Source organism: Pseudomonas sp. FW306-02-D09B (assembly GCF_058782685.1).
The window spans coordinates 17752-38263 of the sequence record NZ_JBYSXY010000023.1; the positions used below are offsets into that span (position 1 = coordinate 17752).

The 20512-nt window shown below is 54.6% G+C and carries 14 protein-coding genes and 1 pseudogene; 10 read left to right on the top strand and 5 right to left on the bottom strand.

Annotated elements, in window-relative coordinates; all coding sequences use genetic code 11:
* Positions 1-263: 263 nt before the first annotated feature.
* Entirely contained in the window at positions 264-2219 is a 1956-nt protein-coding gene (acs, locus tag AC3WK5_RS26445) for an acetate--CoA ligase (RefSeq protein ID WP_103314937.1), read from the bottom strand.
* Positions 2220-2635: 416 nt separating this feature from the next.
* Here acs and AC3WK5_RS26450 point away from each other — a divergent pair, with 416 nt between their 5' ends.
* A complete protein-coding gene (locus AC3WK5_RS26450; protein ID WP_054593625.1) occupies positions 2636-2899 on the top strand; it encodes a DUF2790 domain-containing protein in 264 nt (87 codons plus the stop codon).
* 664 nt (positions 2900-3563) lie between these two features.
* Positions 3564-4811, top strand: coding sequence for a ribonucleotide-diphosphate reductase subunit beta (locus tag AC3WK5_RS26455; protein WP_054593626.1), 1248 nt, complete (start codon positions 3564-3566; stop codon positions 4809-4811).
* A 113-nt stretch (positions 4812-4924) separates the two neighbouring features.
* Here AC3WK5_RS26455 and AC3WK5_RS26460 read toward each other — a convergent pair whose 3' ends face one another.
* Positions 4925-6670: a DNA cytosine methyltransferase gene (locus AC3WK5_RS26460; protein ID WP_256585115.1), complete on the bottom strand. Its 1746-nt coding sequence runs from the start codon at positions 6668-6670 to the stop codon at positions 4925-4927.
* Position 6671: 1 nt separating this feature from the next.
* On the opposite strand from AC3WK5_RS26460, the gene AC3WK5_RS26465 reads away from it, so the two are divergent.
* The 6 genes from AC3WK5_RS26465 (at position 6672) to AC3WK5_RS26490 (ending at position 12286) form a co-directional block, all read left to right on the top strand.
* Entirely contained in the window at positions 6672-7121 is a 450-nt protein-coding gene (locus AC3WK5_RS26465) for a very short patch repair endonuclease (RefSeq protein WP_371919137.1), read from the top strand.
* A gap of 224 nt (positions 7122-7345) precedes the next feature.
* The gene (locus AC3WK5_RS26470) at positions 7346-7567 is read left to right on the top strand and encodes a hypothetical protein (RefSeq protein WP_103315103.1); all 222 of its coding nucleotides are present in this window, start codon (positions 7346-7348) and stop codon (positions 7565-7567) included.
* A 39-nt stretch (positions 7568-7606) separates the two neighbouring features.
* Positions 7607-9520 (top strand): hypothetical protein, encoded by a 1914-nt coding sequence (locus AC3WK5_RS26475; RefSeq protein ID WP_103314940.1) that lies wholly within the window; start codon positions 7607-7609, stop codon positions 9518-9520.
* Positions 9495-10280 (top strand): hypothetical protein, encoded by a 786-nt coding sequence (locus AC3WK5_RS26480; protein WP_103314941.1) that lies wholly within the window; start codon positions 9495-9497, stop codon positions 10278-10280. Before AC3WK5_RS26475 ends, AC3WK5_RS26480 begins: the two co-directional genes overlap by 26 nt.
* A complete protein-coding gene (locus AC3WK5_RS26485) occupies positions 10277-11026 on the top strand; it encodes a hypothetical protein (RefSeq protein ID WP_103314942.1) in 750 nt (249 codons plus the stop codon). The genes AC3WK5_RS26480 and AC3WK5_RS26485 overlap by 4 nt, the downstream gene beginning before the upstream one ends.
* Positions 11027-11776: 750 nt before the next feature.
* A complete protein-coding gene (locus AC3WK5_RS26490; protein WP_103314944.1) occupies positions 11777-12286 on the top strand; it encodes a BRO-N domain-containing protein in 510 nt (169 codons plus the stop codon).
* A gap of 196 nt (positions 12287-12482) precedes the next feature.
* Here the strand turns inward: AC3WK5_RS26490 and AC3WK5_RS26495 are convergent, their stop codons facing one another.
* Complete coding sequence (locus AC3WK5_RS26495; protein WP_103314945.1) at positions 12483-14261, bottom strand: hypothetical protein; 1779 nt, start codon at positions 14259-14261, stop codon at positions 12483-12485.
* A gap of 234 nt (positions 14262-14495) precedes the next feature.
* Here AC3WK5_RS26495 and AC3WK5_RS26500 point away from each other — a divergent pair.
* Positions 14496-14603, top strand: a pseudogene (locus tag AC3WK5_RS26500) (HNH endonuclease); the annotation flags it as partial.
* Positions 14604-14792: 189 nt separating this feature from the next.
* Here the strand turns inward: AC3WK5_RS26500 and AC3WK5_RS26505 are convergent.
* Entirely contained in the window at positions 14793-18299 is a 3507-nt protein-coding gene (locus tag AC3WK5_RS26505) for an alkaline phosphatase family protein (protein ID WP_103314946.1), read from the bottom strand.
* 34 nt (positions 18300-18333) lie between these two features.
* Positions 18334-19311, bottom strand: coding sequence for a hypothetical protein (locus AC3WK5_RS26510; protein ID WP_103314947.1), 978 nt, complete (start codon positions 19309-19311; stop codon positions 18334-18336).
* A 214-nt stretch (positions 19312-19525) separates the two neighbouring features.
* Here AC3WK5_RS26510 and AC3WK5_RS26515 point away from each other — a divergent pair, with 214 nt between their 5' ends.
* Positions 19526-20485: a hypothetical protein gene (locus AC3WK5_RS26515; RefSeq protein WP_103314948.1), complete on the top strand. Its 960-nt coding sequence runs from the start codon at positions 19526-19528 to the stop codon at positions 20483-20485.
* Positions 20486-20512: the final 27 nt, after the last annotated feature.

The window sequence follows — 20512 nt, forward strand, 5'->3', positions numbered from 1 at the left end:
GAAACGACCTACGGGATAGGCCGATAAATATTGGTTCGTGCTTTGTTGATGTGATGCCTGTCAGATTGCTTTCGCGAGCAAGCCCGCTCCCACATTGGACCGCGCTCAGCCGCAAAGTCATGGTTGAAACATAGATCAAATGTGGGAGCGGGCTTGCTCGCGAAGAGGTCCGCACTGACGCTGGAGCTCTCAATCCGATCACCACAAAAAAGCCCCGCCAGGCTCAACACCAGGCGGGGCTTTCGATGACTCAAGAACGGCTGTTACGCGACGTTCATGGTCTTGTGCGTATCAATCAAATGCTGCACCACACCCGGATCGGCCAGGGTGGAGATATCCCCCAACCCGTCGTATTCACCCGTGGCGATCTTGCGCAGGATACGCCGCATGATTTTCCCCGAGCGGGTTTTCGGCAGGCCTGGCGCCCACTGGATGACATCCGGCGAGGCAATCGGACCGATCTCTTTGCGCACCCAGTTTTTCAGTTCCAGGCGCAACGCTTCGCTCGGCTCTTCGCCACCGTTGAGTGTGACGTAGACATAAATGCCCTGCCCTTTGATGTCATGCGGCACACCAACCACCGCCGCTTCGGCGACTTTCGGGTGAGCGACCATCGCGCTTTCAATCTCGGCCGTGCCCATGCGGTGACCGGAAACGTTGAGCACGTCATCCACGCGCCCAGTGATCCACCAGTAGCCATCGGCATCGCGACGCGCGCCGTCACCGGTGAAGTACATGCCACGGAAGGTCTTGAAATAGGTGTCGACGAAGCGGTCGTGATCGCCATACAGCGTACGTGCCTGACCTGGCCACGAATCGAGAATCACCAGGTTACCCTCGGCAACGCCCTCGATGATGTTGCCCAGGTTATCGACCAACGCCGGCACCACGCCGAAGAACGGACGCGCCGCCGAGCCTGGCTTGAGCGCATGAGCGCCCGGCAGCGGGCTCATCAGGGTCGCGCCGGTTTCGGTCTGCCACCAGGTATCGACGATCGGGCAACGGGATTGGCCGACGTTCTTGTAGTACCAATCCCACGCTTCCGGGTTGATCGGCTCGCCGACCGAACCCAGCAGACGCAGGCTGCTGCCATCAGCACCTTCAACAGCCGCGGTGCCCTGCGCCATCATGGCGCGGATTGCGGTCGGTGCGGTGTAGAGGATGTTGACCTTGTGCTTGTCGACGATCTTCGCCACCCGGGTAATGTCCGGGTAGTTCGGCACGCCTTCGAACAGCAAAGTGGTCGCACCGTTGGCCAGCGGCCCATAGACAATATAAGTGTGGCCGGTGACCCAGCCGACGTCGGCGGTGCACCAGTAGATTTCGCCCGGACGGTAGTCGAACACGCGCTCGTGGGTCAGCGCGGCGTACAACAGATAACCGCCGGTGGTGTGCTGCACGCCCTTCGGCTTACCGGTGGAGCCCGAGGTATAAAGGATGAACAGCGCTTCTTCAGCGCCCATCTCTTTCGGCGCACACACGGTGCCCGCGACTTTCATCAGGTCTTCGTACCAGATGTCGCGGTGCTGGTTCCACTTGATGTTGCCACCGGTGCGCTTGCACACGATGACCTTCTGGATGCTGCTCGTTTCCGGGTTGGTCAGCGCGTCATCGACGTTGGCCTTGAGCGAGATCTTTTTGCCGGCACGCAAGCCTTCGTCAGCGGTGATCACCACTTTCGATTTGCAGTCGATGATCCGACCGGCCAGGGCTTCCGGCGAGAAGCCGCCGAACACCACCGAGTGAATCGCGCCGATCCGGGTACAGGCCAACATGGCGACCACGGCTTCGGGAATCATCGGCATATAGATAGTCACCACATCGCCGCGGTGCACATCCTGGCCGCGCAAGGCGTTGGCGAACTTGCAGACTTGTTCGTGCAGCTCGCGGTAGGTGATGTTGCGGCTCTCGGCCGGGTCATCGCCCTCCCAGATGATCGCGATCTGATCGCCACGCTCGGCGAGATGGCGGTCCAGGCAGTTGTAGGAAACGTTCAGGGTGCCATCGGCGAACCACTTGATATCGACATGGTGATCGTCGAAGGACGTCTGCTTCACCGTGGTGAAAGGCTTGATCCAGTCGAGGCGCTTGGCTTGCTCGCGCCAGAAACCGTCCGGGTTGACGACCGACTGCTGGTACATGGCCTTGTAGGTCGCCTCGTCAGTCAGCGTGTTGGCTGCAACCTCGGGACGAACGGGATACAGAGAAGCCGCACTCATCTTTCTTACCTCGGTGGAATAGTTGTTTTTGTATGGCCCCGTTGTAGCCCGAGGCGGGCCTATAGAACCATTCGACGATGGTAGTAACAAGCCCCTACTAAACGTCGTGCTTACCGAGCGAACCGCTCAGACACCGCGGTTTCATTGGCTTTCAGCCATTTCGAGAAAGCCGGCCCTGAAGCATACGAGGTCGTTTTTAAGGGATTGTTACAGGATATGCCAAAAGTCTTTATCAAAAGCACACCTATATGCGTGCAACTCGGGCGCCTAAAATCAGCCTCGCCAACACGGCAAACGTGATTAACCCAGTTGCAGCCCCCACGAAGGCAGTTAATCCAACACTTAGTTATCAAGTTCCACACGCAACCCCAAAAAGGTTGCGTGACCCCACTCGACCTTAGAAAGGTAAAATTGAAATGAAAGCTTTATTGGTTCTGGCCCTCAGCAGTCTGTGCGCAACCGCCATGGCAGACGAGATCCCGACTGATGTTGCCAGCAACACCGTACCGGTTGAGGAATACACTTACTCGACTCACCTGGACATCGCCAAAGTTATCTCCATGAGCGAAGTACCCAGCGTTTGCGAAGTTGTACCAGCCCGCATGGAATATGAAGACTCGAAAGGTCAACGGCATATTCTGCGCTACAGCGTAATGGGTAACGGCTGCTCCAACGGCTGATCATCAACGCTGAGGTTCGGCTGATTGCCGAACCCGACATCACCGCCCGACCCTCGTCGGGCGTCGTTGTGTCTGAAGACGCAGAAATCCGGAGCAAAACACTACATGTAGTGTAAAAAGCGATTTTTGGTTGTTTTTTGAACAGATCATCCGATCAACAATTGCCACCCGAAACTGCACACAATCGCACCCCGAAAAACACCCCATCTCCCCTGTAAGTCCCATCCCATCGGGCTTGCGGCGTTTTGACAGCAAACACCGACGTCATCAGCGCTGTAGAGTCGCCAAAAACCGCTAAAAAAAATCTTCATCGGCCAAAGCCCTGTAAACCCTTGCTCCGCCTTGATTACGCGCCCTGCCGAGGGTTCTCTGAGCCACTTCGTCGCACCACAAGCGTGAAAAAACACCTATAATGCGCCCGTAAATCGGGCCTGCAACATCCCCTTACAGGAGGATGCAGGACGCTGAGGCCACCGCAGGAGCTGACGACGTTATCTCCGCCCTTAGCGACTTCAGGACACCCGTACACATTTCTGTTTTTTGCCTGCGTACTGCTGCAACAAACGATTCCTTTTAGAGACAACGCGGCCAGCGGGCCGTGTGAAAAACCGACCATCAGTGTTTTCACACGGGCGACTGGCCCTCACGCAGGAGACGACACGTCATGCTGAGCTGGGACGAATTCGACAAAGAAGACGGCGAAGTTGTCGCCAAAGGCGCCAATGCTGGCCACGCTACTGAAGCCAACATGGACCGCCTCGACAGCGCCGGTGGTGCCGCAGCCCTTGAAGCTCGCGCCGTAACCGCCACCGACTCGGCTGCGATCGTTCGCGCCAAGGCCGCCCTCGACAAACTCGACGTCGCCGAAGGCCTGGCCGAACTCGAAGGCGCTTCTGCCCGCGTTGCGGTCGACGAAAAGCGCATGATCAACTGCCGCGCCGACCTCAACCAACTCGTCCCGTTCAAATACGACTGGGCCTGGCAGAAGTACCTGGACGGCTGCGCAAACCACTGGATGCCGCAAGAAGTCAACATGACCGCCGACATCGCCCTCTGGAAAAACCCGGAAGGCCTGACCGACGACGAGCGCCGCATCGTGATGCGCAACCTCGGCTTCTTCTCCACCGCCGACTCCCTGGTTGCCAACAACCTGGTGCTGGCCGTGTACCGCCTGATCACCAACCCGGAATGCCGCCAGTACATCCTGCGCCAGGCGTTCGAAGAGGCGATCCACACCCACGCCTACCAGTACTGCATCGAATCGTTGGCCATGGATGAAGGCGAGATCTTCAACATGTACCACGAGATCCCATCGGTCGCTAAAAAAGCCACCTGGGGCCTGAAATACACCCGTTCGATCTCCGATCCGAAGTTCGAAACCGGCACCGTCGAAACCGACAAAGAACTGCTGCGCAACCTGATCGCCTACTACTGCGTTCTGGAAGGCATCTTCTTCTACTGCGGCTTCACCCAGATCCTCTCCATGGGCCGCCGCAACAAAATGACCGGCGTCGCCGAGCAGTTCCAGTACATCCTGCGCGACGAATCCATGCACCTGAACTTCGGCATCGACGTGATCAACCAGATCAAAATCGAAAACCCACACCTGTGGGATGCTGAAATGAAGGAAGAAGCTTCGCAGATGATTCTGCAGGGCACTCAGCTGGAAATCGAATACGCTCGTGACACCATGCCTCGCGGCGTGCTGGGCATGAACGCGGCGATGATGGAGGACTACCTGAAGTTCATCGCTAACCGTCGTTTGTCGCAGATTGGTTTGAAGGAAGAGTATCCAGGGACGACTAACCCGTTCCCTTGGATGAGCGAGATCATGGACTTGAAGAAAGAGAAGAATTTCTTTGAGACAAGAGTGATTGAGTATCAGACTGGTGGGGCGTTGAGCTGGGATTGATTTCTGGCGCTTGCCGCGATTTACTGATCGCAAATTGAAATAGCTGAAACGAAAAAGCCCCGCTATCACTAGCGGGGCTTTTTTACTTCTCGGCAGCCGTTCCTCAAACGAATTTAGGCGCAGACCTCTTCACCCTTCGCTACCTCGGCAAGGTGCTTATCGTAGTCCCTAACCTTGTCGAAGAGGATGCGAAACACCACCTTCGAAATCTTTGAAGCCAGCAGCGGAGGTACTGCGTTCCCAACTTGATGGAACTGGTCGGTCCTGCTGCCTTGGAAGAAATAGTTATCTGGAAACGTCTGGATACGGGCAGCTTCCCTGACAGACAGGCTACGACACTGGGTTGGATCGTAATGGATAAAGTAGTGCCCATCCTTGGAGATGTGACTGGTAATCGTTGTGGCGTGCTTATCTTCCATCTGGACCCTGAATCGATCACTGAACTTGCCTGTCTCCCAGTTCTTATGATCGGGAGCCAATCCCTCTAGAGAGAACCCCCTATGTCCTTTAGGCGAAGTACCGTGAAGCTTTGCGTAAACCGCGGCAAATAGATATCTGCGTAGATCCGTTGGCATATGCCCGCGGGACTCATGATTGAGCCAACAGTCCAGATTTCCGTCTAAGTACCACTCGTCCAGGTTCGAATTATCGGTCGAGCCATCATCTTTCGCCTCTGTTCTTTTTACCCTTTTTCCACCAGGGCTCACCGGCACCTTTGGGAACTCGAAGGCTTTAGACAGATCTTGAAGAGCCCCCCAAAGCCTCACATCGACAGGATCGGTTTGGCTCTGGAGATAATCAAGCTGCTCTAGGACGACATTAATCCAGCCTTCTTGGCTGTCTGCCGTTTTTGAAAGACCGCTGCGAAGCCTAGGTAAATTTTTCAGAACCTGACCTACAGATACTTCAGATTCTGAAGACTCTCCAGAGGTTAGCTTTACCCAATCTTTCGATGTTGGGAGGCTATCTGTAGCAATACCCAAAAGAATTACCCGATGCCTAGCCTGAGGAATACCATAATCCTCAGCCCTGATGATGAAAGCTCTTGGATCAATCTTTTCCACATCCTCACCGGGGCCGAAGGAAGCCCCAGTTACCAGCGAGTAGATACGGTACTGTTTGCCTACGCCTCCTTCTAAAAGCGCTTGGCCTGGATCTGAAAGGTCCTTCAGGATGTTCGAGAAAATCCGTTCATTGTTGACCTTGGAAGAAAGGATGCCCTTTACGTTCTCCATTACGAACATTGTGGGTTGTCTTTCCCGAATAATTCGCAGGTATTCCTTATACAAAAAATGCCGGTGGTCATCCTCAGCCTTGTAATCAATCTTGGACTGATTCCGCGCTCGCCCTACGATCGAGTATGCCTGACATGGAGGTCCGCCAATCAGCACCCACGGCCGCTTCGTGTTCAGTCCGTAGTCCAGAGCTTCGTCCAAGGTTTTATTGCCTTGCTCACTCCCCAGAGTGATGCATTTGGCTTCCTTCGCAGCCTCTTCCCACAGGTATTCTGTATTGCTGGACGGTGTAAACGTGTCTAGGGCTTTAGGATCGTTGCAGTAGTTGTAATATTCAAAAAGAAGGTCTGGTCTTCGCTTTTTGAGCAGCCGATAGAAAGCTCGCAGCCGAAGGGTTTGCCAAGCTTTTGGATCCTTTTCCGCAGAAATGACGATCTCGAAGCGTTTACCGTCACCAGACGAGGTAAAGCCTTCACCAAGGCCTCCGGGTCCGGCAAAGAGATCTACGACCTGGATCGGCTCATTGAGCAATCCGGCCGGCTCAGGGATCGTATCGTCTGGGAGAGCCAGGTTTATCTGGGAATCATTCATGGACATAGTAAGCAAAGAAGTCAGGTCTCGCATGATGGCTGGCATCCGTGGTAGCGACACATCTCCGGAAATCAAGGTCCGGCGTATGCTGCATCGGCATGGCTTCAGATATCGTTTGCACCAACGGGATCTACCTGGAAGGCCCGACCTGGTGCTCTCGCGCTATCGGGTCTGTATTTTTGTTCAAGGTTGCTTCTGGCACAGACACACCGGCTGCCGTTACGCGACCACCCCCAGAACCAATGACGAATTCTGGCGAACAAAGTTTGACCAGAATGTTGCCAGGGATGCCAAGAACAAGGAGAGCCTGTTGGCATCAGGGTGGCGAGTTTTCGAGCTGTGGGAGTGCGGTATACGTGGGCCAGAATCCGAAATGATCTGGATCTTGGATGCGATCAGGGATTGTAATCAAAAATCCATCTCTTGGCCTGACCTCTTTATGGGAAAAGCCTCAGAAATTCACAGGTCTGCTAATCCAGACTGACAAAACGCACATACCCCGACCCCTGACTTGCACTGCCTTCTCCTTTCCCATCCACTAAACCCCTTACGCTCGCTTCCCTCCTCCCCCACTGTAAACGCCCTTTACGATATGGCTAATGGCGAACCGCCTTCAAAAAAACTTGACTAATCGCCAAACATTTCATAAATATTCCTAATATGTTTGAGAAAAAATTCTGGTTTTTTTGTAGGATATTTGAGGTTTTTATGTCAGAAAAAAGAGAAAAATTCGTAAGGTTGGCAGAACAACGTGTGAATCGTGCGCTCAATGACATCCGTCTGATCGGAAACCTTTCCAACCGAAGCGCCTACAGCTTCACCGATGAGGACATAAAAAAGATCTTCAAGACCCTACAGAAGGAGCTGGATCAGGCCAAAACGCGCTTCTCTGACGCCGAAAACGCTTCCGGTGGCGACTTTAAGCTGTAGCAGCAATTAATCTGGATCTACTGATAGGGAGAGTTGATTGTGGTTCATTGGCAGTTCCGCCCGCTAAATCCGAACGAGACTTCGGGGGCTAGCATTTCCGACGATAATTTCGCGGATGAAGAACGCACCAGCGTTGAAATTCTAGTCCGTGAAACGCTCCAGAATCCGTTGGATGCGCGAAGCAGCGACAGCATAGTTCGCGTTGAATACAAGCTGGTCACGGTAGACGTGGCCACCAGCGAGTTCGCTCGATCTATCTTCTCCGACGATTGGATCAAGCACTTTCGGGCCGGCGAACTGATCGAGAGCGATGTACGCCCTGACAAGATGACATTTCTTGTGATCGAGGATTTCGGAACGACCGGTCTTGAGGGTTGCTACACGGATTCCTCATGTGAAGGCTCGACCGAAAATTGGAATGCGTTCTGGTTCCGCGAAGGCGAAGGCGCGAAAACGACAAAATCCAATGGTGGGGCTGGTCAAGGAAAAATCACCTTGTACTTGGCTAGCCAGTTGAGAAGCGTTTTTGCCCTAACTAAACGTAAATCAGATGGCATCGAACTTCTCTTCGGCTGCTGCCGCTTCAAGCGCAACTACAAGCTGCCCGGCGACAATAATCGTTGGGCAAAGGAAGCAAGGTGGGGAGCTGGAAGTGATCCTAGCGAACTGGCAATACCCATCGACAAAATTCCGATGCTCGACGGAATAAAGGCCGAACTCGGATTGGCTAGAGGAGCGGAAGCCGGCACGACCTTCATGGTTCCATTGCCGTCAGAGGACATCACGGAAAAGATGCTGCGCAATGCCGTAGTCAACGAGTTCTTTTTCGCCATCAACCGTGGTCGCCTCGTGGTGAAGGTCGGCGATGTTACGCTGGATACGTCGAGCATCGCCGACGTGGCAAATGACATGGGACAAAATTGCAGGCTGAGCAAGGGCTACCGCGAATTTCTCGCACTGACTGCGAAGAATGCAAATGAAGCAGTCACTGCCACGGCGAAGGATTCATGGGCTAGGGAAACGAAGCTGACAGTTAATGCATTCGAGGAAGCCGAGCTGACATCATTGAAGGAAAAGTTCGGCAACTCCGAGTTGGTTTCGGTGGACTTCCTCATCGCAGTCAAAAAGAAACAACCGAAGGAAACTTCAACCACAAAGTTCCGCGTTTTCCTCCAGCAGGACGAAAGTGCGGAGCAGAGCCAAGAGCTGTTCGTTCGACAAGACTTAGGAATCGACGGCGAAAAGAGGTTGAAGGCAGCGCGTACCATTGTCCCGGTGATGGCGCTGACCTTCATTCAGGATCCCAATCTCTCCGATTTGCTGGTAGCAGCCGAAGAACCGACCCATCGCAACTGGAATGCGCGGCGTCCAAAGGTTGTGGCTCAGTATTCTTCGCCCAATGATGTGCTGAATGCGGTCCGCAACGCTGCGCTGCGGCTGGTGCAACTGATCTCACCGGAGGGCAAGAAGGATGACACAGCCCTGGCGGTTTATTTCGCCGATCCGGCTTCCGAACCTGTCAAACGTCTAGGTGGTGGCGGAGTGACGCCGGAAACACCCAAGGGTGAGCACCAATCGCCAGAAGAAATCCCGAAACCAAAACCCAAGCCTGTCGTACTCAAGATTCTCAATGAGGGATTCGAGGTTCATGCGAAAGCAGCGGAAGGATTCACTTTCCCGATTGATTGCAGGATCACTTTGGCCTACGCCACTGTCGTGGGTGACGCATTCAAGTTGTGGGATGCCGCCGACTTCTGGATTGGTGATGAATTGTCGTATCCACGTGAGTATTCAGGCATTTCCGAGCTGGCCACGGCACTTAACACACTGAGCTTTCGCTTGGACGATGAGAGCTCTAGGCTGTCAGTTGCCGGATTCGATCACAACCGACAGCTCGAAATCCGCGTGAAGTATCAGGAGGTGTCCGATGGGGCAGATAACGAGGACAACTAATCCCACCGGATTGAAGCAGATCGACAAGAAGCATTTCGTGGTGCGAGTCAGGAATGATGTATCTGACGGCAGAGTGTTTTGGTTGGACAGTTTCGATTACGAGGCTGCGAAACTTGATCCTTACGTGCAGTTGGGCTGCATCGTCCATGCAGGAAGTACAGAAGAGTACTTCGATCTTGGCCCGTTGTCCGACTTCAAGAAGACGCCTACGAGCATCCGGGCGATCACCACCGACAAGCCGCTGAAATTCAGGTTCATTTTTAACAGGCCGGGCGAGTCATTGCTCGTCGGATACACGGACGGTGTCAGGGCATTGGATGAGGCTGGCAATCTCGGCTCCAGCTTGGTGGACATCGAGCCGACCGATCTGCACGGCGCTGCGTGGAAACTTGTACTCCCTGAGGGCACGGGAGCGGGCGAAAAACCGAATGTTCTAGTGGAAAGAATGTTGTTCCCCACCGCTGTCTCTGCAGCAAATCATCCTTGGTTTGGCGCTCTTGTCATGCCCGAAGTCATGCGTCAAATTGCAATGGCAATTGCCAAAGACGTGTCGGCACTGGATGACTCCGAAACTTGGATTGCACCATGGGCGGATTTCATCGCCGCATTGGGTGCTAATCTTCCCATCGAGTTCGAAGACGACGACATCTCAGCTCAACAGGTTTGGGCCGACGAAGTTGTCAGGAAATTCGCTGCAAAGGGCATCTTCAAGCACCACATGGCTGAGGCTTTGGCAGAAATGGAAGGTAAACAGATATGACGAGCCAAGTCAGATCACTGAATGAAGACGGCATCGCCAAGCTTGCAGCATGGCTTGACAATCCTGCGGGCGCATCTCCAATGGTGCTCTTGGAGGATGATGCAACTACCGATGTTGTTGATGGTGAATACTGGATCGACTTGTCCAGACAGTTTTCAACCAGCTACGAGCTGGGGGAATATCTGGCGAACCAGGTTTTTGTAGGCAACGTGGACCGATTTGCCCTCTTATCGAACTATGGAATGTGGGCATGGATTTCGTTGGTTTTCATCGAAAGCCTAGTGAGTAAAAGCCGAGGCGCTGGAGCAGGAAAGCCCTTGGCAAAACCGCACTACATCATGCAGTCTCCGCGACTGGCCTACCGCTTGGTTGCTCGAACTGCATGGGACTTGGTAAGTCTACATGGGACGGCAGCCAAGGTTGCTTTGGGTTCTTTGAAATCGCCATGGGGTGAAATGGCTGAACAGATGACGTCGCGCCAAGAAATCTACGCCCATCGAAGTTTTTGGCCGGTAGCCAATTCGCTCTATGCCATGCCTGACGGTTCGGTAAAGACAGGGGTGACCTCGCAACGCTCGAGGAAAGCTCGCCGCGACCCGAAGAGCAAAGCCGGGCTAGGTGGCATCCGTCGCCTGCCTTTCACCTTCAAACAATTCGAGCGCACTTACAATTTGCGTCAGATGGCCAGCGACGAAATTGCGGCCCTGCTGCCAACTGAGTACAACAAGTGGCGCGCGGGTAGCTAATCAACCAATCTGAAACCGCGCATTCAAGAGTCAATTCACCCGGAACTGGCTGTGCGCGGCTCCATGCATCGCGCAGGACTGCGCGTTGGCTTGCACGTCAAGTTCTCAGGTAAACCCGATGTGGTTTCAGTGCATGACTGCTTCTGGCATCAACATCCCAAGTGCAAATATGCATACATGCCAACAAGCAGGATCGACTTCTGGCAGAACAAACTGACAAAAAATGTCGAAAGGGATCTCAAAGCCCAACAAGCGCTAATCAATTTAAGGTGGCGGGTGGTGGCCATTTGGAAATGCCACACAAAAAACAGAGATCTCCTACGTCTCGAAATCCAGAATGCATTCAACGTGTGAAGCCTACGGCCTACGCATCTTACACCTCAAAATATTTGTCGATTTTGAAGGGTTGACCACCCTGCCCTGACCCCTTAGGCTCACAACTCGGCGCCTAAGAAACGCCTCAACCAGAGCGGCCCTCCGCACCCGACAGCCATGCGGCTTTTTTCGCCAGCGGTTTTTCGACGCCTGTGAAAAAATCCCCGTTATGTCGGGAGTGGGCGAATACAAGACCCGAAAGGGGAATATGTCCGGCCCGTCTCTGGTGGGTTTCTTAGCTCCCGACACCCATAACGAATGCCCTAAGAAAGCAGCCAGAGGTAAAGGAAATGCCTGACTATCCAACTTTCATGATGAAGGTGAATCACTGTCCCTGTATACCGAATCTCGCGCTTCCGATTTCGGGGGTACGCCATGTCTGAACCACTTTTACCGACTCGATTTACCCGCCACAAAACACATCTGCATGCACTTCTGGTGGAGAACCAGGTGTGGTTCTGCGCTCACGAGCTGGGCCGCTTCATGAGTAAGTATCTTGATGAGCGTATGTTGCGCAAGCTAGATGCCGATCAGCGACAGATAATGTGCGTGGAGACCTATGGCGAAGCCGAAGAACACTTAATGGTGAGTGAGTCTGGAGTGTATGCGCTACTGGTGTATCACTACTGCCCAGAGTATCGACAGCTTCGTGAGTGGCTGACGCATCAGGTTGTACCTGCGTTGCGTGATGCCCATCCGCTGCGTTCTGTCGAACGTCCGACGTTGAGCGTTTTGAGTTGGCCGCAGATGTCACTCAGCATGTTGCACTGGCGGGATGAGCCGTGGATTCGGTTGCGGGATATGCCTTGCTTGCTGGCGAGCGATCCGTTCAATCAGCGGGAATCCTGGTGGAGCAAGGCTTCACGATTGCTACGTGGATTCTAGTTATTTGCAAATCCGCTGTTTGAGTTTTCAAGCAGCGGATTTTTCATTGAATCAGAATACCGGGGCTGCTTCGCTGCCCAGCGGGAGTAGCTCCCTCGCCACAGTGAGATATTTTGCATACCGACTTGGCGTAAGGATTGAGAACGAGTTGATGCCAACGCGTGAATAATCCTGTCAAAAAATCATATTGACTAAATCAATACCCACGCCAAACGTCTTCAAAGCTTATTTCCACAGAGGAAAACTTCGAAGTATAGGGTATGGCGAATGATGGGTACGTCACTTCAACTTCTTCTTTTATGCGAGCATGAAGCTCACTTATAACCTTACAAGCCGGTCCAACCTCGATTCTCAACCTCATAAATTGAGGCCAATTCGCTACCGCGACGCTATTATTTTTCATTTTAAATCCGTAACCACCAGTACGCGCAACCGACTGAGAAATTGCAAACAAGTAAATTCCTGTAATACCACCCCCCTTCTTCAGTTTCAACCGAAAACTTTTAGCAACCCCATCGCTCCCATACCTGTCTATCCAGCTCGAAACTTTATGCGTCCACCCCTCCAACTCCCTAGCAAGATTACTAGCTTTACTTCTTAAACTCTTAACATCATTGGTAAAGTAATCTTGCCATTTCAACTGAAATAAAGCCAACTCCCCAGTCACCGTATCAAATATGGCTCCATCAACATCAGTCAAAAACACACCATCGACCCGTAGATTTACATTACCTTTTATAAGCTCATATCTATTGCCGCCAAAAGCATAGTAAAGATGAGATCTCTGCCAATCCTCGCGGTACTTAGCTAAAGAATTTTCAACTCGAGAATTTCGCCACTGAAACAACTTTATTAGCGATGCAAAAGGATTACTACCAACACACCAAACAGGCCTTATTATCTGTTCATTCCCCAACCCAATGAGCAGAGGTGAAAAAGGTGTTGTATTGCCTTTCAGACAGCCAACATCCTCAGGAAAAAACGTAATACCATCGACTATTTTCTCGACAATATTTCCGTCAAGCCGGGACAAAACCTCAACAGTTTCTATCAGTTCCTTCCTTGACGTCCATATAGTTAAACTTTGCTCCAACAATATTTCCGGATACTTCCCTACTGAAATACCTAGAAAGCTCAAGTGCTTCAAATGCAAACTTAATACAGCCGCAACAACAACACTTAATTCATGCCCAGTCCCAAAATCTAATTTAACAGAAGGATGTATTCCAGCTTCATCGCGCCATGCCATAACCATTTCTAACGCAACAGAGAAAAAATGAGCATCTGTTTCCGGAATCGCATCATATGCCATCATTATTCCAAAACCAGAGTCCCAACTTCTCACAAGTGGAGACATTAACTCCCTTATATTCTCTGACCGCATCGCCTTCAATTCGGGTATAACGACCTTACCATGGAATGCCCCTAGCTCTTTCGGCAAAATATCTATACTTGTAAACTCGGTGATATTCCATCCATTATATAACCCACCAACCATCCCTTCCAAATCCAAATTAAGCTCATTAAGAAACTCATATTCAAGATTATCTACAACTTGCTCCTCAGACAAACCAACCCTTCTAAAGACGTATCTCCCGCCAACAACCTCTCCTTCTAACATCCCCGAATCCAACATATCAGCCACGCGTCGAAGAAGCACACATCTTCCAAATTTGTGCAAAACCGTTAATGCATCCACCCTTGTTTTACTAGTGCTTTCAAACATCGGAAAACCGGGACTTGATAGCTTTGAAAAATAATACTCAGCTGCTAAATTCCACCCCCACCCAATCATTGTAAAAACCGGTCCAGGCAACTGCTTTTCTTTAGAAAGAGCTGCATTACAAGTAGCCCAATACCCCAAAACACGTGTCATTTCAAAAAAAAACAGATGCTTCGCCAAAGGATCTAGAGGAGTAATACCAATAACCTCAGCAAGCTCCTTATCAGCCATATCCAACACAAACTCTTTCATCCAACCCCCTTAAAATAAAAAAACCATCATCAATCCAGCTTTAATTACAACGAGAACACAGACCCTAATCAAAATAAGTCAGATAGATTACTCGCCAAAATAAGTTAATACCCCAGTGAATATCCCCCCCTTGTAAGAAGCTTCCGTAGAAGGTATAACAGATCCCCCCTACTCTTGGACCCAAGTCCAATAATTTCTCAAGACCACCGACTGCCAATGAAGCAATCCTGAACTGTCGCGCTCTGCCCCAACTGCCATCGGTGGTGTCATCTTTCGAACGACAAAGTCGAGTTCACTTTGTCGCTCTATGAGAAGGTGAAGCGGCTGGTAATGAAACCCTAACGGACCAGCGCATCCTCATGACAAATGAGTGTCAGTGAAATCGCCTCCTCACCCTAACCCTCCCGAAACGTCGGACCGCCCCAGAGGGGCGAGGGGACTGACCGAGGTGTCGGGGCGAATGACTGCGACCTGGGAGGTTGAGTCGGACTCAGGTTTTGAAAGCGTCAGCGTTCAACTCAGCTTCCTCCCTCACTTACCCAACCCACTAATTCGCCACGGGCACACCGCTTCCCTCACCCCGCTCGGCCCGACAATCTCCGGTGTCTGCCCCAGCGACCTCGCGCTCAGCACTTTGCCGACCTGATCGATCAACTTATCAAACCCCAACGTCACATTTTCCTGGTGCAGTTTGCGCAGTTGCTCGACCACGGCGTAGGTGAAGGCGCCGTAGCTGGTGGAGCCCACCTCATACTCGTTGGCTTTTTCGTTTTCTCGGGCGGCGTAGAGCATCAGGGGCATGTAGGGGCCGTGGTGGCCGTAGAGTTTTCCTTGGCGTACCAGTTGGGCTTTTTTCTCGGGGCGTAGGCCGGTGGCGGCGCCTTGCGTGCTGCGGGTACGGGTGAGGATGCTGGATTTGCTGCCTTGCTCGCTGAAGTCGCGGCCGTCGCTGTCGGCGGCGTACACCCGGCGGTCCCAGTCGCCGGCGTAGGGGTCCCAGCGCAGCATGCGGTGGCGGATGTCGCTGGGTGGGGTGATGCCGCGTACGCGGCCGTTGCCGCGGGTCATGCCGCCGGCGTAGCAGCAGTCGAACATGACGGTCAGTTTGGCGCCGTGGCCGTTCGGGTCGAACGGCAGGTGGCTGTAGAACTGGCGGAACAGTTTGTCGGTGAAGTGGGTGTTTTCGTCGTCCCAGTCGAAGTCGTAGAGCACCAGGGTTTCGTCCATGCGGTCGGCTTCGCCGCTGCTGCTGTAGGCCGGCAGTTGGGTGCCGTGGCCGGAATAGAACAGCACGCGCTCGTCGCCGGCGCGGGCGCCTTCTACCAGCCATTCGAGGCGCTCGACGAAGTTCGCCCGTGTCGCTCGGGCGTCGTGCAGCAAACGAATGTCACCCGCGTCGTAGCCGCTTTCCTGGAGCATGCGGCTGATCAGGTAGGTGTCGTTGATGCAGCCGTCAAGGCGTGCGCCCGGTTCGGGGTAATCGTTGATGCCGACCACCAGGGCGCGGCGTTTACGTTGGCCGCTGCGGGACAGGAACGCCGGCACTTCCAGAGCGCTTGCCGCCACCACGTCGCGAGCCAGTTGTGGCCAGAGGCCGGTCTGGCTGGTGGCGGACGATAAGTAGGCCTGGGCGGCATGATTGAGGTCGAGCAGGTCATCACGCAGCGGCACGCTGAACTCGGTTTGCAGGTCGACCCGCGCCGAGTCTGGCGAGGTGATCGGCCGGGTCAGCAAGCCGTCGTTGGGGTTGTAGAGGTGGAACCAACGGCGAATGCCTCGTCCGTTTTCACTCAGGCGCATCACCCGCCCGCCCCACACTTCGCGCATCACCAATGGCAGCGCGATGGGCGAGCCGAAGCTGACGAATACCCGGCCATCGACGAGTTTCAGCGCTGAACCTTTCTTGGCCACCGAACGGCGCAAGGCGTCGTAACCGATCAGGCTGCCCAGCCCTTGGGCGAAGATGATCTGCGGGTTGAACGCGTCGATTTTGTCCAGCAGATGTTGGGTCAGTGCGGTGCGTAAATCGGCGTCTTCGATCCATTGCACGATGGCGCCGACGGTGGTGCGTAGCATCTGATTGACCGGCAGGCCCCAACTGCCGAAATCCTCGTCGGCCTTGCCCCTGGCATCGTCCCGCAACATGGCCAGGCCGCGGGTGATCTGGGCGAAGTCCGGTCCATCCTTGAGTTGATCATCGAAGGGCAGAAAGTCGATGTCCTGGTCGTCGATGACGCGACCGTTCTGCGCCAGTTGGTTGCGGATCAGCGTGCGCCATTGTTCCTGCCAGTTCGCGTCGGTACTGCCCTGCCCATTGGCGGGCTGCGTGAATCCCACACCCGGCAGGCACAGGACTCGCAGTTGCGCGGGCACAACAGCCGGCACCGCCCCTGCTTGCAAGGTTTTGACGGCGGGCGCACCAACGGCAGCCACCGTTTGACCGTGGGCGGTGGCCATCAAATCCTGCAGGCGCCGCAGTTTCGCTTCCAGGCTATCGGCACTCGGCGCGGCGGACGTGAGGGCGGCCTGGCCGGGCTCAGCCAATGCACGGGTGCGGCTGTCGAGGAAACTGCTGACGCCTTGGGCGCTGTTTTTCCAGATCTGCTCCGGATCCAGGCCGTCGAGGTAACCGGTGGCGCTGTCCACCACCTGCCGGCTTTGGGTCGCCAGTTGGGACTCGATCAAGGGCAGCCCGGCGCGGCTTGGCACGACGGTGGCTGCCAGTTTCGGCGCAGGTGCAGTGCTTGCGGCAGTGCGCCAGATCGGCGCGTTGCCGAAGTGCTGGGCCGCGACCACCCTTGCACCGAGGGCGCTGCGCGGCAGTTGGAAATGATCGCAGAGAAAGGCCAGCAAACTGGTGTGATCGTAATGTTGCGCCTGGAGGTTGTCGGTCCACGGAATCAGACCGGGATTGAGCCACGGCGAGGCGAGGATTGCCGGTACGCGGATGCCCAGCCGGGTGAAGGGATTGGGCCAATCGACATCGACCGATGTACCCGTCGCTACGCAAGTCGGCGGCACCACATGATCATGGAAGCCGCCATGCTCGTCGTACAGCAGCACGAACAGGGTCTTGTTCCAGACATTGGTGTTGGCCGACAAGGCATTGAACACCTCACCGACAAACTGATCGCCAAAGCGCAGGTCTTCCGGTGGATGATGCGAGACGTTGGGCCCGAGCTTGCCATTGAGCAGGCCATAGCTCGGCTCGATCCAGGACAGTTCGGGAAGCTTGTTACCAGCGACATCCGACTTGAAGTCGTCGATGCTCATGTGCTGCAAGCCACCTTTGACCAGCGCCGCCAGCGGGATGGCACCGTCGGAATAAATGCGCACGTCGTGGCCCTTGTCGCGCAGCAGCGAAAAAATGCTGTCGCCGCCAAACTGTGCAATCAGGCTTTTGATCCCGGCCAGCACGGTGCCCGTGGATGGCATCAGCAAGTGGCCGTTGCAACTGCCGAGCATGGCGAAAAAACGGTTCGGCCAGGTCGGGCCCGGCACCGAGGCAAACCAGCGGTCGCACACGGTGAAATTGCGCGCCAACCCCTGGATTGCCGGCAGCGGATCGGCGGCGGGCGTGGAGCCAAACGGGATGTAGTTCATCGCCCGCTGGGCCATGGATTGCGAGTAAGTTTTGTACACTTTCAGATCGTTGCGGGCCTTGTCGTAGGCGTCTTGCGCAAAGCCATCGAGTTTGGGTGCGGTCAGGCTGGTCTTGAGTGATACATCCAGTTGCTTCACCACATCGACGAACTCGTGACCGAGGTCGAAACCTTCGCTGTCCTTGGCCGGTAGCGCCGGTGGCGAAGGCGCGGGCGGCGCCCACAGGGCAAAGTAGTCAGGTGTTTCCGCCGTTTGAGTGATCACCGCCGTGTTGCCACTGGCATCCTTCAGCGGGTTGGTGCTGGGCGCTTTACGGTTGATGCCGTCGCACGCACGGTTGATGCTGGTGTAATCCCCCAGCAGATGATCGAACGAGCGGTTTTCCATCATCAGCACAACGACGTGCTTGATCTCGTCGGGCCAGTTGTTCGCCATGCTGCTCTCCCTGAGTTGTTGTGCCCGATCGCGCTCAGGGCTTGGGCTGTGGGACTGTTTTGCTGCCCGTCAGGCGAATCATCTGGCTCAACATCTTGAACCAGAAGTCGCCGCCCAACGAGGCAGCCAACGCCGCCGTCATGACCCCAAGCAACCAGTAGCCGAACCAGGCGATTTTGTTTGTCTGATCGTGGTGTAAAAAAGCCGGCGGGTTGTTCCAGCCGATAGCGCCCTGAGGCAGCGCCTGCAAACTGCTCAATGCCGAATCGAACTGACACTGGGCCTTGTCGTCCCGATTCGCGCAGGCTTGATCGAGTGCTGCGGATGCGCTGTTCGTCACCAGATTGTTGGCCATCTGCATGCCTGCTGCGTGCAACGTGTCATTGCGCACCATGCCTTGCATGAGGTCGAACGCGTTGACGTTGAGCACCAGGCAAATCACCAAAGAGCAAACCAACGAGACGACTTTGGCATTACGCCGCATCCAGCCTTCGGCGCGGTCCATCACCGCATTGATCCAGTGCTCCAGCCGGGTCTTGAACGCGCATAGCAGCTCCTGGGCCGTGGTGACGTTGGCCTGGGCCGTCGCAAGCATCGTCGACAGTGCACGGCGCAAGTGCTCGGACGGGACCTGCGCAATGCCCTTGGTCAGGGCTGCATTAAGTTCGTCGAGGGGAATATCGAGGGTCGTGGTGTCGTCTTTGTGCAGCAGCAGCGTGATCACCACCTGCGCCAGCATCGCCGGGTCCAGGTAACTGGGGCGATTGCCCGGCGGCGCCATGGACTGGATCATCGGGTGATCGAGCACCTGTTGGAAGAACGCCAGGTCGCTGTCGTTCAGCCCCTTCAATTTGCCGGTGAACAGCAGCTTCAGGGCGTTATAAAGGTATTTTGCCCGGACCTTCTGGAAGAACGATTGAATGATTTCAGTGAGGGTGGTGACGAAAATACCCAGCAGCGTGAACAGCGCCAACATCCCGAGAATCGCGTCCAGAACGACCGACCCAAACATCCTTACCTCCTTGTAGGTGCAACAGACAGTCAGCCCGCAACGGCGCCTCAGTCTGAGGCATGGAACCCAACGCTCCATCTGACAACGCTAGTCAGGCTATGGGTTCTTGTCCAATTGCGCAGGGCGTTGATGCGACAAACGTGAATCAACAGGTGCGCCATCACGCGCCACCCGCTATTAATACGCCACCTACCTCTCAAGGACCCGAGCGCGCATGAAATTCGACACCGCCTACTGCATCAGCCTCGACGACAAGCTGTCGATCTATGACGTGCGCGATCTGAACTTCGACGAGACCATGGACTTCGACTCGGCCAAGGAGCGCTTTCAGTGCCCCAACGACGACTGTCGCACGGCGTTCGACGAGGCGAATGGGCTGGGGACGTTCAACGCGAAAAACGTCAATTACATCCGCACGCCGCATTTCAAGAACCTGCCCGGCACCCGGCATATCGAGGGCTGCCCTTATGTCAGCCTCAGAGCGCCGGCGTCAGAAGGTGCAGAAACGGACGACGGGCCAGAGGAGCACTTTCCGTCAGAGCTGCTGCTGACCCGGCGTCAGTATGTGCGCAAGCCGTCCACCCCAACACCGGATGTCGATGCGCCTCGGGAACAGCCGAAACCGTCTGCCACGACCAGCACTACCGAGCACCCGGCTCGCGAGTCGGCACCGGACAAAACCAGCGTCTTCGCTCACCCGGTGGAGTGCTTCGTATCGAATTTCGATAACAAGGACCTGCTCAAACGCATGCCGCTGAAGATTGGCGAGCACACTGCGTCCTACAGCGCATTCTTCAAGAAAATCGAATACCTGCAGGACAACAAGGGGCTGATTTACTGGGGCAAGATCAAGGCGATCAAGGACTACAACACCAGCTTCCGCATCGATTTCGAGAAGAAGGTCTGGCTCGACAAAAAGCCCTACTCGGTGAACGTCTACCTGAGCAAAAAACTGATCGAAAACTACCGCAAGCGCAAAGCCTTCCTGGAGGAAATAAAGGGTGCCATCGGCAGTGAGCGGGAGCTTTATTGCTTCTTCTATGGTGTGACCCCGGAGTTGAAGCAGGTGCCGAGCAAGAAAAACCCCGAGCAGACGTTCGGGGTATTCAGTGGTGATATCGAGAATCTGGATCACTTCATTATTCGGGAGGTGCCGGGGTTGGAGGCGACGTAGAACCAATCAAAAAATTGAGTTTGATCC

Bases quoted from the DNA above. Each gene is read 5' to 3' on its own strand.
- AC3WK5_RS26510 (WP_103314947.1), bottom strand. From the start codon at position 19,311: ATGTTTGGGTCGGTCGTTCTGGACGCGATTCTCGGGATGTTGGCGCTG.
- AC3WK5_RS26485 (WP_103314942.1), top strand. From the start codon at position 10,277: ATGACGAGCCAAGTCAGATCACTGAATGAAGACGGCATCGCCAAGCTT.
- AC3WK5_RS26515 (WP_103314948.1), top strand. From the start codon at position 19,526: ATGAAATTCGACACCGCCTACTGCATCAGCCTCGACGACAAGCTGTCG.
- AC3WK5_RS26490 (WP_103314944.1), top strand. From the start codon at position 11,777: ATGTCTGAACCACTTTTACCGACTCGATTTACCCGCCACAAAACACAT.
- AC3WK5_RS26455 (WP_054593626.1), top strand. From the start codon at position 3,564: ATGCTGAGCTGGGACGAATTCGACAAAGAAGACGGCGAAGTTGTCGCC.
- AC3WK5_RS26480 (WP_103314941.1), top strand. From the start codon at position 9,495: ATGGGGCAGATAACGAGGACAACTAATCCCACCGGATTGAAGCAGATC.
- AC3WK5_RS26465 (WP_371919137.1), top strand. From the start codon at position 6,672: ATGGCTGGCATCCGTGGTAGCGACACATCTCCGGAAATCAAGGTCCGG.
- acs (WP_103314937.1), bottom strand. From the start codon at position 2,219: ATGAGTGCGGCTTCTCTGTATCCCGTTCGTCCCGAGGTTGCAGCCAAC.
- AC3WK5_RS26505 (WP_103314946.1), bottom strand. From the start codon at position 18,299: ATGGCGAACAACTGGCCCGACGAGATCAAGCACGTCGTTGTGCTGATG.
- AC3WK5_RS26460 (WP_256585115.1), bottom strand. From the start codon at position 6,670: ATGCGAGACCTGACTTCTTTGCTTACTATGTCCATGAATGATTCCCAG.
- AC3WK5_RS26495 (WP_103314945.1), bottom strand. From the start codon at position 14,261: ATGAAAGAGTTTGTGTTGGATATGGCTGATAAGGAGCTTGCTGAGGTT.
- AC3WK5_RS26470 (WP_103315103.1), top strand. From the start codon at position 7,346: ATGTCAGAAAAAAGAGAAAAATTCGTAAGGTTGGCAGAACAACGTGTG.
- AC3WK5_RS26450 (WP_054593625.1), top strand. From the start codon at position 2,636: ATGAAAGCTTTATTGGTTCTGGCCCTCAGCAGTCTGTGCGCAACCGCC.